General features: G+C 61.8%; 17 protein-coding genes. 9 read left to right on the top strand and 8 right to left on the bottom strand.

Annotated elements, in window-relative coordinates:
- Positions 1 to 5: 5 nt before the first annotated feature.
- The 5 genes from ACQY6C_RS11490 to ACQY6C_RS11470 all read right to left on the bottom strand — a co-directional run bounded on the left by ACQY6C_RS11490 (position 6) and on the right by ACQY6C_RS11470 (position 5,125).
- The gene (locus tag ACQY6C_RS11490; protein WP_427968844.1) at positions 6 to 350 is read right to left on the bottom strand and encodes a hypothetical protein; all 345 of its coding nucleotides are present in this window, start codon (positions 348 to 350) and stop codon (positions 6 to 8) included.
- 16 nt (positions 351 to 366) lie between these two features.
- On the bottom strand, positions 367 to 1,239 hold the full coding sequence (locus tag ACQY6C_RS11485) for a F0F1 ATP synthase subunit gamma (RefSeq protein ID WP_427968842.1): 873 nt from the start codon (positions 1,237 to 1,239) through the stop codon (positions 367 to 369).
- Between the two features lie 26 nt (positions 1,240 to 1,265).
- Positions 1,266 to 2,795: a F0F1 ATP synthase subunit alpha gene (gene atpA, locus ACQY6C_RS11480; RefSeq protein ID WP_427968841.1), complete on the bottom strand. Its 1,530-nt coding sequence runs from the start codon at positions 2,793 to 2,795 to the stop codon at positions 1,266 to 1,268.
- 37 nt (positions 2,796 to 2,832) lie between these two features.
- Positions 2,833 to 3,387, bottom strand: a complete 555-nt coding sequence (locus tag ACQY6C_RS11475; protein WP_427968839.1) for a F0F1 ATP synthase subunit delta — start codon at positions 3,385 to 3,387, stop codon at positions 2,833 to 2,835.
- 172 nt (positions 3,388 to 3,559) lie between these two features.
- Positions 3,560 to 5,125: a trypsin-like peptidase domain-containing protein gene (locus ACQY6C_RS11470; RefSeq protein WP_427968837.1), complete on the bottom strand. Its 1,566-nt coding sequence runs from the start codon at positions 5,123 to 5,125 to the stop codon at positions 3,560 to 3,562.
- A 101-nt stretch (positions 5,126 to 5,226) separates the two neighbouring features.
- Between ACQY6C_RS11470 and ACQY6C_RS11465 the strand changes: the two genes are divergently transcribed.
- From ACQY6C_RS11465 to ACQY6C_RS11435, 7 genes are all read left to right on the top strand, one after another.
- Positions 5,227 to 5,715: a DUF1203 domain-containing protein gene (locus ACQY6C_RS11465; RefSeq protein ID WP_427968835.1), complete on the top strand. Its 489-nt coding sequence runs from the start codon at positions 5,227 to 5,229 to the stop codon at positions 5,713 to 5,715.
- The gene (gene ada, locus ACQY6C_RS11460; protein WP_427968833.1) at positions 5,705 to 6,736 is read left to right on the top strand and encodes a bifunctional DNA-binding transcriptional regulator/O6-methylguanine-DNA methyltransferase Ada; all 1,032 of its coding nucleotides are present in this window, start codon (positions 5,705 to 5,707) and stop codon (positions 6,734 to 6,736) included. Before ACQY6C_RS11465 ends, ada begins: the two co-directional genes overlap by 11 nt.
- A gap of 238 nt (positions 6,737 to 6,974) precedes the next feature.
- Positions 6,975 to 7,241 (top strand): translation initiation factor IF-1, encoded by a 267-nt coding sequence (gene infA / locus ACQY6C_RS11455; RefSeq protein ID WP_427968882.1) that lies wholly within the window; start codon positions 6,975 to 6,977, stop codon positions 7,239 to 7,241.
- 44 nt (positions 7,242 to 7,285) lie between these two features.
- Positions 7,286 to 7,438, top strand: coding sequence for a hypothetical protein (locus ACQY6C_RS11450; protein ID WP_427968831.1), 153 nt, complete (start codon positions 7,286 to 7,288; stop codon positions 7,436 to 7,438).
- A gap of 59 nt (positions 7,439 to 7,497) precedes the next feature.
- Positions 7,498 to 7,698, top strand: coding sequence for a hypothetical protein (locus tag ACQY6C_RS11445; protein ID WP_427968830.1), 201 nt, complete (start codon positions 7,498 to 7,500; stop codon positions 7,696 to 7,698).
- 198 nt (positions 7,699 to 7,896) lie between these two features.
- Positions 7,897 to 8,106 carry a cold-shock protein gene (locus tag ACQY6C_RS11440; protein ID WP_427968828.1) on the top strand — a complete coding sequence of 70 codons (210 nt, stop codon included), beginning with the start codon at positions 7,897 to 7,899 and terminating at the stop codon, positions 8,104 to 8,106.
- A gap of 81 nt (positions 8,107 to 8,187) precedes the next feature.
- Positions 8,188 to 8,424 carry a hypothetical protein gene (locus ACQY6C_RS11435; protein WP_427968826.1) on the top strand — a complete coding sequence of 79 codons (237 nt, stop codon included), beginning with the start codon at positions 8,188 to 8,190 and terminating at the stop codon, positions 8,422 to 8,424.
- Positions 8,425 to 8,459: 35 nt separating this feature from the next.
- Here ACQY6C_RS11435 and ACQY6C_RS11430 read toward each other — a convergent pair whose 3' ends face one another.
- Together ACQY6C_RS11430 and ACQY6C_RS11425 are read right to left on the bottom strand one after the other, a co-directional pair.
- Positions 8,460 to 9,092, bottom strand: coding sequence for a glutathione S-transferase family protein (locus ACQY6C_RS11430; RefSeq protein WP_427968824.1), 633 nt, complete (start codon positions 9,090 to 9,092; stop codon positions 8,460 to 8,462).
- A gap of 93 nt (positions 9,093 to 9,185) precedes the next feature.
- Positions 9,186 to 9,782, bottom strand: a complete 597-nt coding sequence (locus ACQY6C_RS11425; RefSeq protein ID WP_427968822.1) for an FMN-dependent NADH-azoreductase — start codon at positions 9,780 to 9,782, stop codon at positions 9,186 to 9,188.
- Between the two features lie 41 nt (positions 9,783 to 9,823).
- Between ACQY6C_RS11425 and ACQY6C_RS11420 the strand changes: the two genes are divergently transcribed.
- Positions 9,824 to 10,255 carry a winged helix-turn-helix transcriptional regulator gene (locus tag ACQY6C_RS11420; protein WP_427968820.1) on the top strand — a complete coding sequence of 144 codons (432 nt, stop codon included), beginning with the start codon at positions 9,824 to 9,826 and terminating at the stop codon, positions 10,253 to 10,255.
- An 8-nt stretch (positions 10,256 to 10,263) separates the two neighbouring features.
- On the opposite strand, the gene ACQY6C_RS11415 is transcribed toward ACQY6C_RS11420, so the two are convergent.
- Positions 10,264 to 12,441 (bottom strand): primosomal protein N', encoded by a 2,178-nt coding sequence (locus ACQY6C_RS11415; RefSeq protein WP_427968818.1) that lies wholly within the window; start codon positions 12,439 to 12,441, stop codon positions 10,264 to 10,266.
- Between the two features lie 187 nt (positions 12,442 to 12,628).
- On the opposite strand from ACQY6C_RS11415, the gene fsa reads away from it, so the two are divergent.
- Positions 12,629 to 13,282: a fructose-6-phosphate aldolase gene (gene fsa / locus ACQY6C_RS11410; protein ID WP_427968816.1), complete on the top strand. Its 654-nt coding sequence runs from the start codon at positions 12,629 to 12,631 to the stop codon at positions 13,280 to 13,282.
- Positions 13,283 to 13,286: the final 4 nt, after the last annotated feature.

Here is a 13,286-nt window from a genome sequence, read left to right as displayed (position 1 = left end):
AGAAATTATGCGCCGGCTGCGCAAACTGTTTCGGAATCTTTCAGCGCCCATTCGCCGTCCTCGGGCGTCAGGGTTGCCTTGTTGCGGAGATATTCGTCGTCGCCCAGGCCGTATTCGCAAATCACATCGTCCGAGCCGATTCCGGCGCGTTTGCAGACTGCGGTGTTGACCGGCTTGGCCTCAGGGCAGGCTGCGCCGTGCAGTTCCGTGAAGAGCGCCTGGTCCGGGGCGGCCATCGTCTCGATCGGCTCCGGCGTTGCGGTTTCGGCCGGCGTCGGTTCTGCTGCCTGCTCTTCATTGCAAGCGGCAAGTGCCAGGATCGGGAGGAGGGAAAGGGCAAGTTTTTTCACGATACAATCCGTTTCGTTAGAGCGCTTCGGCACCGGCGATGATTTCGATCAGCTCGGTGGTGATCGCGGCCTGGCGGCTGCGGTTATATTGGATAGTCAGCTTGTTGATCAGGTCGCCTGCGTTGCGCGTGGCGTTGTCCATAGCCGTCATCGATGCGCCCTGTTCGGAAGCCTCACGCTCAAGGAGCGAACCGAACAGCTGCGTTTTAACGTAGCGCGGCAGCAATTCCTCGAGGATTTCCTCTTCACCCGGCTCGTACTCGACCACGGCATCACCGCCAGCGGCGTCGTCTGGCGTGGGGACGGGGATCAGCTGGACGGTGGTGGGTTCCTGCGCCAGCGCCGACTGGAAGGTCGGGTAGATCAGATGTGCCACATCGTATTTGCCGTCGTCGAACATTTCGATCAGTTCGGCGGCGATTGCATCGGCTTCCTCGAAACCCGGCGTCTTCACCGTGCTGGTATCGAAGTGCTTGACGATGCGGTCGGCATGGTCGCGCTTGATCGGGGCGCGGCCCTTCCGTCCAACGAGGTAGAACTCGACTGTCTTGCCTGCATCGATCAGCTTCTTGGCCTGCGCCTTGGCTTCCTTCACGATGTTGGCGTTGAGACCGCCGCACAGGCCCTTGTCGGTGTTGACCACCACGATCAGGTTGCGCTGACTGGCACCGGAGCCCGCCAGCAGCTTGGGCGCGCTGTCGCTCTTGCCGACTTTCGCGGCGATCGAGGTCATCACGCCTGCGAGCCGTTCGGCATAGGGGCGCGCGGCTTCGGCGGCCGACTGCGCACGGCGCAACTTGGCCGCTGCGACCATCTGCTTGGCCTTGGTGATCTTCTGGGTCGATTTGACCGAGTTGATCCGGCCCTTGAGTTCTTTAAGCGAGGCCATTTCGGCTCCCTAGGTTTCTCTCAGGCTCAGGCGAACTGCTTGGCGAAGCTGTCAAGCGCGGCTTTGGTCTTCTCAGCCGCATCACCTTCGAACTTCGTCGACTCACGGATTTCCTTGAGCACATCCGCGTGTTCCGAACGCATGTAAGCGAGCATCTGTTCCTCATACTCGGTCACGCGGTCGGTCGGGATATCGTCAAGGTAGCCATTCGTGCCGGCAAAGATCGACACGGTCTGCTCTTCGAACGGGAGCGGGCTGAACTGCGGCTGTTTGAGCAGCTCGGTCAGGCGCGCACCGCGGTTAAGCAGTTTCTGCGTAGCGGCGTCGAGGTCAGAGCCGAACTGAGCGAAGGCCGCCATTTCGCGGTACTGCGCCAGCTCCAGCTTGATCGAGCCCGAGACCTTCTTCATCGCCTTGGTCTGGGCGGCACCGCCCACACGCGACACCGACAGGCCGACGTTAATCGCCGGACGGACGCCCTGATAGAAGAGGTCGGTTTCAAGGAAGATCTGGCCATCGGTGATCGAGATCACGTTGGTCGGAATATAGGCCGAAACGTCACCGGCCTGGGTTTCGATGACGGGCAGGGCGGTCAGAGAGCCGCCGCCATTGTCGTCATTCATCTTCGCCGCGCGCTCCAGCAGGCGGCTATGAAGATAGAATACGTCGCCCGGATAGGCTTCGCGGCCCGGCGGACGACGCAGCAGCAGCGACATCTGGCGGTATGCGACGGCCTGCTTGGAAAGGTCGTCATAAACGATCACGGCGTGCATGCCGTTGTCGCGGAAGAACTCGCCCATCGCGCAGCCGGTGTAGGGTGCGAGATATTGCAGAGGCGCAGGCTCAGAAGCGGTTGCAGCGACCACGATCGAGTATTCCATCGCGCCGTTTTCTTCGAGCTGGCGGACGATCTGCGCCACGGTCGAGCGCTTCTGGCCGACGGCGACGTAAATGCAATAGAGCTTCTTCGATTCGTCGTCCGAAGCGTTGATTTCCTTCTGGTTGATGAAGGTATCGATCGCAACGGCGGTCTTGCCGGTCTGACGGTCTCCGATGATCAGCTCGCGCTGGCCGCGGCCGACTGGCACCAGCGCGTCAAGCGCCTTGAGGCCGGTCTGCACCGGTTCGTGCACCGATTTGCGCGGGATGATGCCCGGCGCCTTCACTTCGACGCGGCTGCGCTCGGTCGTGTCGATCGGGCCTTTGCCGTCGATCGGGTTGCCCAGCGCGTCCACCACGCGGCCCAGCAGGCCCTTGCCGACCGGCACGTCCACGATGGTGCCGGTACGCTTTACGCTGTCGCCTTCCTTGATCTCGGCATCGGAGCCGAAGATCACGACGCCGACATTGTCGGCCTCGAGGTTCAGCGCCATGCCCTGAACGCCATTGGCAAACTCGACCATTTCGCCGGCCTGCACCTTGTCGAGACCGTGGATGCGGGCAATACCGTCACCCACCGAGAGGACAGAGCCGACTTCGCTGACTTCGGCTTCTGTACCGAAGCTGGCGATCTGGTCCTTGATGACCTTGGAGATTTCTGCGGCGCGGATTTCCATTTTCAGCCTTTCATCGAATCTTCGGGCATACGGGCCTTCAGCCCTTCATCGCCGTAGCGAGGGAATTGAGACGGGTGCGGATCGAGCCATCAATACGCTGCGATCCAATGGTGACGACGAGGCCGCCCAGAAGGTCCGGGTCGACGCTCGGCTTGATCTTTACGGTGCGGCCCTGGCGCGCGGTCAGCTTGTCCTTGAGCGTGGCAAGCTGCTCTTCGCTGAGCGGGTGGGCGCTAGTGACTTCGGCGGTCACTTCGCCGCGCTGGGCGGCGGCGATCGCCTGGAAGGCGCGGATCATGTCGGGCAGGGCGGAGAGGCGGCGATTGGCGGCCAGCACGCCCAGGAAATTGCGGGTCAATTCGGACAGACCAAGATGTTCGGCCACTCCCGCGACGGCGGCACCTTGCGATGCGCGGCTCAGTTCGGGGTTGGTGGTGACTCCACGCAGGTCTTCCGAATCGGAAAGCGCGGACGAAAGCATGTCGAGGTCCGACTCGACCGCGGTCACTGTGCCATTCTCGGCTGCCAGCTCGAACAGAGCAGAAGCGTATCGCCCTGCAAGGCTAGCCTGTATACCGGCGGAAATATCCACGCGCTTGAGGTCCTCTTGGATCCGGAAAATAACGATGCATCGCTTTGCAACTTACGGGTTGCGGCAAGGCACCCCGGCAAAGCTGGCGCGCGCCTAGCACCACCCCTTCGCAAGTGCAACCCGATTGGGGGGGATTCTATGGGGTCATTATACCTATGGCCAAACTTGACGTTCAGTCCTGCCCGCCTGAACCGCGCTTTTCCCTTGGCTGGCAGCTATAGACCAGCCGCTCGTTGGGGTGGGCAGGCAGCATCGAGAGGACGCTTTGCTGCTGTTCGCCCAACTGGCGCGCAGCTTCAGTCACGCCGCATTTCGGCGGTTCGTAACCGGCCCGCGCCTCCCGAGCCTTCTCCATATCGCTGCGGCCCAGCAAATAGCGGTCGGTGCGGAAGGTGCGCGTTTGCGGATCATAGGTGTTGACCGAGACCGCGGCTTCATCATCCGGCACGAACACCCGGCTCCATTCGCCGCTGGCAAAACCATATTGCGTGCGGCCATTGACGCAGCCATCGGCGGCCCAGTCAAACTCGACGTCATCAGTCTTGGCGCCGGTTATGCGGCTGCGTTCGGGCACTATGGTGCATAACAAGGTGCCTTCGCTGGCCTGCGAGCTTGAAGGCGTTTCATCGCCATCGTTCCCGTCCAGCGCAGCGGCTACCCGCTCGTCAATCTCTTCAAGGCCCGGGCGCGACAGCCAAACACCGACAGCGCCGATCGCTGCGAGCGCGGCCAGCCCGCCGGTAATCATGGCGCGCCGGTCGCCGCCTTCTTCCCTCTTCCGCTCCTGAACCGCGATATAGGCAGAGCCAATCGACAGCATCATGAGAATCAGCGCCACGGCCATGGCATTCTCGCGCTCGTCGAGAACTTCGAGTTGCGCTTCGAGCTGCGCACGGTTGCGTTTGTCACGCAGTTCCGCGTCGCGCGCCTCCAGCCTTGCGCGCGCATCGGCCCGTTGCTGCTCCAGCCGTGCACGCTCTGCCGCGTCGAGATCGTCGATACTGCGGCATGGCAGGGCATTGGTGCGTGCCTCGATTTCATTATCGCGCAGGAAGGGCAGCAGCTCGCGCGTGGATACTGCGAAATAGAATTCGGCATCAGAACCGTCCGAATCCGCGCCGAAGCTGTTCACGCCGATGACGCGTCCACAACCGTCCAGCAGTGGCCCGCCGGAGTTTCCGCGCGCAATAGGTGCGGTATGGAGAATGGTGTCGAACTGGCGGCTGGGGCGTGCTCCTGACAGAAAGCCGCGGCTCTTTACCGGGGGCTGCGAGCGGAAGATATCGCCGATATCCAGCCCTTGCGCGCGGTCGACATTCATCGGGTACCCGACAGCTGAAACCTCGCCCAGGTCGCTCGCGGGGGTGCCGGCCACGGTCAGGGGCGGCAGGCGCAGGCTGCCTTCGGTGACTTCGACCAGAGCCAGATCGTTGCGCGGGTTGACGGAGACGGGGCGGGCATAGGCCGCTTCCTCGCCTTCGGAGGGCACGATGCCGATCCGCAAGGTGTCGTCTTGCAATGCTTCGCGGATGACATGGGCATTGGTGACGATCGTCGTTGGCGTGATGGCAAAGCCGCTCCCGTGACTGATCGGATAGACCTCCTGACCATCGGTGCCGATTATCACGACCCGCACGACTCCGCGCGCTGCCGCGTCGATATCGGCCGGATCGGCATGGGCCAGGCTGGGTAGTGCGAGCGAAAAAAGCAGCGCAATAAAGGCGAAGAGACGTGTCATGGCCGCGTGTTTGACGGGCAAATGGTTTGATCGCAAGCTTCGGGATGCGGCGAATGGGGCATTAACTTAGAGACTTCAGGCATGACGCTTGGAGACAGATCATGACCTATCGCATTCGCGGGCTCGAGCCCGGACAATTCGCACAATATTTCACGCTGGACGAAACCGGCTTGCGCGAACATCTGGCAGAGCGGCACATTGCAAGTGCAGAAGGCCGCTATCCCTGTCGTGTCAGCCTGCAGGATGCGGATCCAGGGGACAATCTGATTCTCCTCCACTACGAGAATCACTCGGCGCCAACTCCCTATCGCAACGCCTTCGCCATCTACGTGCGCGCAGAAGCAAGGGAGGCGGCGGAGTTCATCGACGAATTGCCGCCCGTCTTGCGGGGAAGGCCAATTTCCTTGCGAGCCTTTGACCATTCGGGGCGTCTGTGTGGAGCCGTGCTGGCCCTGGCAGACGATGTCGATGCGCAGGCACGCCAATTGTTCAGGGATGAAGCCATCGCCTATATCGATGCGCATAATGCGGCTTACGGCTGTTTCGCAGCCCGCATGGAGAGGTATAGCGGAGGTCGCGATGACCGATAGCATCAACACCGAAGCGGCGTGGGCAGCGGTAAAGCGGCGCGACCGTTCGTTCGACGGACGCTTCGTCACCGGCGTGCTCACCACCGGCATCTATTGCCGCCCAAGCTGCGCTGCGCGCCATCCTTCCCGCGAAAACGTGCGCTTCTTCGCCACCGGGTCCGAAGCGCGAGCAGCGGGGCTGAGGGCGTGCAAGCGTTGCCTGCCGGACGATGTGGGGCGCGACGAGAAAGCGGTTCTGTCAGCGATCGAGGAAATCAAATCGTCCGAAGGCAAGCCCACGCTTGACGAATTGGCGGACATCACGGGCTATTCGCCAACGCATTTCCAGCGCGTATTCAAACGTGCGACGGGCCTTTCGCCTGCTGCCTATGCGCGTGCGCTGCGCGAGGAGCGGGTGAAGGATGCACTCAGCAGCAGCGCCAGCGTGACCGAGGCAATCTATGATTCGGGCTTCGAAAGCGCCTCGCGCTTCTACGATACGATGGAAGGGAAGCTGGGAATGAGCGCTTCGGCCTGGAAGAACGGCGGCAAGGGCGTGACGATCCAATGGGCGGTGGTCGAAACGACGCTGGGCCGGATGCTGGTGGCTGCAAGCAATAAAGGAGTATGCCGGCTTTCCTTCGACGAAGGCGAGGACGAACTGCGCAACCGCTTCCCCAACGCGGAACTGGCCGAAGGTGGCGGGGAGTTTGCCGCTCTGCTGAAGCGCGTCATCGATGCGGTCGAGCGGCCGGGCACAGGACGGGACATCCCGCTCGATGTGCAGGGCACCGCCTTTCAGCAGGCTGTGTGGCAGGCGCTGCGCGAGATTCCGCCGGGTGAAACGCGCAGCTATGCCGAAATCGCTGCAGCAGTGGGCAGGCCCAGGGCGGTGCGCGCAGCAGGCAGCGCGAATGGCGCGAACAATGTCGCCGTGCTGATCCCCTGCCACCGCGTGATCCGCACCGATGGCTCGCTTGGCGGCTATGCCTATGGCCTCAGGATCAAGGAAGAATTGCTGAAGCGCGAGCAAGGGAAGTGAGCGTGGGCTAGCGGCAGGGACGCGAAGCTTCCCAACCCCCGCAAGCTGCTTGCCACGCCACCCATAGCCCCCTGCCACCTTGCAATTTTTTTACATTCGACTATATGGAAATTGCCTGACGTCGCCTGCGACGGAATTTGATTACCGCGAAAGCGGTCCCCTTTTCCCTTTCATGCTGCTTGGCTCCGCCCCGGGAAACGCCCGTGTGCGGAAGGTTTTTCGCATGCAAGGATCTGGTTTGGCGAAAGAAGAGCTCATTACGATGGAAGGCGAGATCAACGAGATCCTGCCTGACGGACGCTTTGGCGTTACACTTGATAATGAGCATCGGATTATCGCTTACACGGCAGGAAAAATGCGCCGTTTCCGGATCCGCTCGGTCGTTGGAGACCGCGTGCACGTTGAATTGACGCCTTACGATCTGACCAAAGGCCGGATCGTCTTCCGCGAGCGAACGCCCGGGCAAGGACCCGGAGGAGGTCGCAAGCGTGGTTTCAGGCGCTAACTCAGTTTTGATGAGGCAGCCGAGATGCTGCCAACAAGGATATAATGATTCACAGTTTTTCCGGCGCAAATACGCGCCGTTCCACCAGCCCGGGCATGAGCAAGGGCAATCAGGGGCACAGCGGAGGCCAATCAGACCTTCACGCCCTCCTGTCGAACCTGGAGCTGCGGCAACTCGTCGCGGCGATGGTCGACTGAGGAAAGACAAGACAAGCGGCCGTGCTCCCGGCATTTCCGCGATAGACCGGAGACCGCAGATGGACCTCAACAGGGAATATGCCGCGCACCAGCAGGCACTGATGTCCGCAGAGGTGGCGCATAGCGATTCCGATCGCCGCGCCTGTCTCGCGCGGGCTTCCGATATTGCAGCACGCATCGGCGCATTCCAGCGCCGCCTGGGTGCCGCCGCCGCATGTGCCTGGAGCGCATCGCAACTCGCAACAACCGCCAGCGCTTGAACAGACAAGACAGACAAGCGCTGGCGCCACAAAATGCTCTCGTTGGATTACGACGGGTTTCGACGAATTGGCTACGGATCGGGAACGGCAACGCTCCAGGTCTACGAGACGACGACTTCCTTTCAATTGACGACTTGACGCACGACCCGGTTCGCAATCTCGCAACCGGAACAATCCGTTTCTTGAAAGGAAACGCAAATGGCTATTGGTACTGTTAAATTCTTCAATGAAGACAAAGGTTATGGCTTCATCCAGCCCGATGATGGCTCGGCAGACAGCTTCGTGCATATCTCTGCCGTCCAGGCTGCGGGCATGACCACGCTCAACAAGGAACAGCGGCTGAACTATGAGGTCGAGGTAGGCCGCAATGGCAAGGCCAGCGCCGTCAACCTGAGCAACGCCGACTAGGCACAATATCCCCGGTTGCCGATCTGAAAGGCAGCCGGGGAAATCGCCGCATGGCCTTCCATAAAATGCCGAGAGAAACTCATGGCACTATCATATGATTTCCTCATCACCCGTGCCGAAGAGGCGGCAAAGGAGGCCGAAACGGCCACACTGGAGAATGTCCGCCTCCGTGCTCTCCGCTCTGAGTCTGTATGGCGCGACATGGCCGATCGGGAGATGAAATCCGCCAAGGAACGCGAACGGGCCCGTCTCGAGCGCGTGAACGAAAAGATGCTGGAGGAGGCCGCAAGGTCTCAGGCCGAAGGCGACATTCCCTGACCGGCGCACATGGGTGACGGCTCGTTTGACGCGGCCTAATCCAGTTTGGGCGGCATTCCCGGTTCTGCTTTGGCCATAGCGCGCTGGTAGGCTTCGCGCTCGCCGATGCGCTGCAGATAGGCCTTGAGATTGGGCATATGGTCGATCGACATGCCGCTCATCGCGCGGCTGGTCGTCAGCTGGAAACCCATCATGATGTCCGCCGTGGTCAGTTGGGCTCCCCCGAAATAGTCGGCTTCGCCCAGCCGGTTTTCGACGATAGCCCAGCCTTTCTTGATCCGGTCGGCAACGAAGGGCGGCATTTCTTCCGCACCAAGGAACTGGCACACCAGCCCCATCATGCCGTTGGTCATGAAAGTGGCATTGGCCCAGTGGTAATAGAACAAATGGTCGGCAAAATCGGGATGGTCCTTTGCCGGGATCAGTCCACGGTCGCCATATCTGGATATGATCCAGTCGATGATCGCACCGCTTTCGCCCAGTACGAAGCCATCATCGGTAATGACGGGGGCGATCCCCATCGGGTGCAGCGCCTTGTATTCGTCGGGCGCGAGCCGGTTGTCTTCGCGCCGGTTGTAGAGCTTGAGATCGTAATCGATCCCCAGTTCCTCGCACAGCCAGACGATGCGTTCGGATTGAGACAGGCGCAGGTGGTGGACTGTCAGCATGGCGCTCGGTTCCTCTCGGATGTTAATCGTCCGGCAGGCAAGCCGGGCATCGCATCAACAATACCCGGCTGCCAGAAAAGTGCCCAGCTATTTTCAAAGTGCGGCAATCGCCTCCTTCGCTTGAGCAAAGCCTTGCTCGATCGCATCTGCGCCGCGACCCGCATTTTCCACGCGAATGAAGGTCACGTCCTCAACTCCAATGAAACCGAGGAAGATCTTGAGCAGCGATTCCTGGTGCTCTGCCGGGCCGCCCGTTTCGTAGGCTCCACCCCGCGACGATGCGATAATGACCTTGCGTCCGCCGGCAAGGCCTTCGGGGCCGTTGGAGGAATAGCGGAAGGTGACACCGGGCACGCCGAGCCGGTCGAGCCATGCCTTGAGCTGGCTGGGTATGCTGAAATTGTACATCGGCGCGCCAATCACGACGATATCCGAAGCGAGAAATTCTTCCAGCACTGCACGTTCTGCCGGGAAAGCCGCAGCGACGGCACCCTCATGCGTTTCGGGCGGGGTGCGGATCGCGGCAGTGGTAACTTCGTCGATATGCGGGAGAGGATCGCTGACAAGATCGCGCGAGACGAGCGACGCGCCGGGGTTGCGGGCCAGCAGGTGCTCGGTGATCTGGCCGGTCAGCTTGCGGCTGATGGACTGATCGCCGGTCGTGGCGCTATCGATTCGAAGGATTTGCATTGAGTGTGCTCCATAGTTACTATTGATAACCTGGAGGCCATATGGATACTGTTTCAACCAAAGCGCAAGAAGGCACTTTTCTGTCCGATAGGAACACGCGTGTGACCATGCATGTGCCGGATCAGCCAAGCTGTCGCGCGGTAAACGACGTACTTTCGCGCATCGGTGACAAGTGGTCGGTGCGGGTGGTGATGAGCCTCGCCCGCAGTACGAAGCGCTTCAACGAATTGCGGCGCGAGATTGACAGCATCTCGCAGCGAATGCTCACGCGCACTCTGCGCGGCCTCGAGCGCGACGGGCTGGTCAGCCGCAAGGTCACGCCCACGGTTCCGCCTCGCGTCGATTATGCGCTCACCGAGTTGGGCGATTCGCTTACCGGCCCGATCGCGGCGCTGGGCAATTGGGCGATGGAGAATATCTACGCGATCGAAGTTGCCCGCGCCGATTTCGACGAAGCGCAGGAGGGCGACTGAAGTTCAAACTACACGAAGCTGTAGGGATCGATATCGACGCCGATGCGCACGCCGGGCGGGAACTCCTGCGTAGCGAGCCAGTCCATGATGATCCGCTGCAGTTCCACGTTGCGGCGGGCGTTGATCAGAAACCGATAGCGATAGCGTCCGCGCAGCAGCGCCAGGGGAGCGGGGGCAGGGCCAAGTATCATCAGATCGTCCGCATGGGGGCGGCTGTCGCCAAGCCGGTTGGCGGCCTGGCGGGCCTCTGCGTTGTCTTCGGATGAAATGATGATCGCGGCCCAGCGGCCGAATGGCGGGGCGCCGGCATGGCGGCGCGCTTCGGTCTCGGCTTCGTAGAAGGCATCGCGATCGCCCTCCGCCAGCGCAGCAATGACCGGCGCTTCCGGGTGCCGGGTCTGGAGTAGCACTTCGCCCGGTTTCGAGCCTCGGCCTGCACGCCCGGCAACCTGTGCGATCTGCTGATAGGTTCGTTCGCCCGCGCGCAAATCGCCGCCCTCGAGGCCCAGGTCCGCATCGACAACGCCAACCAACGTCAATTCCGGGAAGTGAAATCCCTTGGTGACAAGCTGGGTGCCCACGATCACGTCGATTGCGCCATTCTCTGCCTCGGTGATGAATTGCGCCGCCCGCTCAGGTGAATTGAGCGTGTCCGACGTTGCGACCGCGATCCGCGCTTCGGGCAGGATCTCGGCAACCTCGTCGGCAATCCGTTCGACGCCGGGGCCGCAAGCGACAAGGCAATCGGGCTCGCCGCATTCAGGGCAGGTTGCGGGCGGCTCTGTCTCGTGACCGCAGTGATGGCAGGCGAGGCGGCGCGACAGGCGGTGCTCGACCAGCCAGGCGCTGCAATTGGGGCACTGGAAGCGGAAGCCGCAATTGCGGCACAAAGTCAGCGGGGCAAAGCCGCGCCGGTTGAGGAATAGCAGCGATTGCTCGCCCTTGGCCAAACGGTCTTCCAGCGCGGCGACGAGGCGCGGGGCGAGCCAGCGTCCGCGTTCGGGCTGCTCTTCAGTCAGGTTGATACAGTCGATATGCGGCAGTTCTGCTCCACCGAAGCGGCTGGGCAGGTCGAGCTTCTCGTAGATCCCGCTTTCGGCCATCTGCAGGCTTTCGAGCGCAGGCGTGGCGCTGGCGAGCACCACCGGAATGCACTCAAAACGGGCGCGCATGACCGATACGTCACGCGCATTGTAGCGCACTCCGTCATCCTGCTTGAAGCTCACCTCATGTGCTTCGTCGACCACGATCAGGCCCAGATCAGCATAAGGGAGGAACAGTGCGGAGCGTGCGCCGACCACGACCTGCGCGCCGCCATTCTGCGGGCCTTGTGAAATCGCGCGCCAGGCGCGCCGACGCTCGGTCGATTTGAGCGAGCTGTGCCATTGGACCGGAGCGGCACCGAAACGATCCTCAAAGCGCTTGAGGAAGTTCTCGGTCAGCGCGATTTCGGGCAGAAGCACCAGCACCTGCCGGCCCATGCGGATCGTTTCGGCAATCGGCTCGAAATAGGTCTCCGTCTTGCCCGATCCGGTTACGCCATCGAGCAGGAACGGGGCGAATGCGCGCGCCTTCACCGCATCGACCAGCCGGCCCGCCACTTCGCGCTGTTCGGGCGAGAGTTCGGGCACGTCGAAATCGGGATCGGCAGGCTCGAAAGGCCGGTCGATCGCTACAGTGACGGGCTCGATCACGCCCGCGCTGACCAGCCCGCGCAACACGCCTTCGGACACGCCGGACAGCTCCGACAATTCGCGGATCGTCGCCTGCTCGCCTTGCAGCAGGTCAATCGCCTGCAGCCGTTGCGGTGTCATCCGCTCCGGCTCGTCTCCCGTCAGCCGGTATTCGGTCATGGTGGTGGGGCCTGTAAGCGCTCCGCCGCTGGAGATCACCATCCGCGCGACGGAGTTCATCGGCGCGCAATAGTAATCCGCCGTCCATTCGATCAGCCGCCGCAAGGCCGCAGAGAGCGGCGGCACCGGCAGCACTTCGACGATGGCGCGGAGCTTGGCAGCGGGAACCTCTTCGCCCGGTAGCCGGTCAGCCTCCCATACGATCCCCGTGATCTGCCGCGGACCGAGCGGCGCAATCACGACTGCGCCTGGTTCCACCGCCATGCCGTCAGGCACTTTGTAGTCGAGCACCGGCAGGGCCGAGTTGAAAGTAAGGAGGCGTACGCGGTTCATGGCTTTGTCCATATGGCCGCGGGCAGGCATGGATCACAAGCCGCAGCACAGCGATATGAACGTTTAGTGCGGAGGCGGCCTTTGTCGCTCCTAACCTTGGGAGAGTGGCGAGCAGAGGGTGGCCTCACGCGCGCGGCGCGCTATAGCATCAGGGAATCGCAAATCCTGACGCCGGAGCGCAGCAACAATGAAATTCTTCGCCGACACCGCTGAAATCGATGACATCAAGGAACTGGCCGCAACCGGCCTGCTCGATGGCGTCACCACCAACCCCTCGCTGATCCACAAGTCGGGCCGCGACTTCATGGAAGTGACAAAGGAAATCTGCGCCATCGTCGATGGTCCGGTTAGTGCTGAAGTCGTTGCGCTCGATCACGAAACGATGATGAAAGAGGCCGAAGTGCTGCGCAAGCTGGCCGACAATGTCTGCATCAAGGTGCCGCTGACGATCGACGGGCTCAAGACCTGCAAGGCGCTGACGGGCGATGGCACCATGGTCAATGTCACGCTGTGCTTCTCCGCCAATCAGGCGCTGCTCGCGGCCAAGGCTGGCGCGACCTTCGTTTCGCCCTTCGTCGGGCGGCATGACGATAATGGCTTCAACGGGATGGAGCTGATCGAAGACATCCGCCTGATCTACGACAACTACATGTTCGAGACCGAAATCCTCGTCGCATCGGTGCGCCATGCCACGCATGTGCTGGAAGCTGCGCGGATCGGCGCGGACGTGATGACCGCGCCGCCCAAGGTCATCAAGCAGCTTTTCAACCACGTGCTGACAGACAAGGGAATCGAAGGATTCCTGAAGGATTGGGCCGCCTCGGGACAGTCGATCCTCTGATCGC

The sequence above is a fragment of the Altererythrobacter sp. genome, from assembly GCF_050299635.1.
Taxonomy (GTDB): Bacteria; Pseudomonadota; Alphaproteobacteria; order Sphingomonadales; family Sphingomonadaceae; genus Erythrobacter.
Note: the sequence above shows the minus strand (reverse complement) of the source record. Positions and strands in the feature narration are given on the sequence as shown.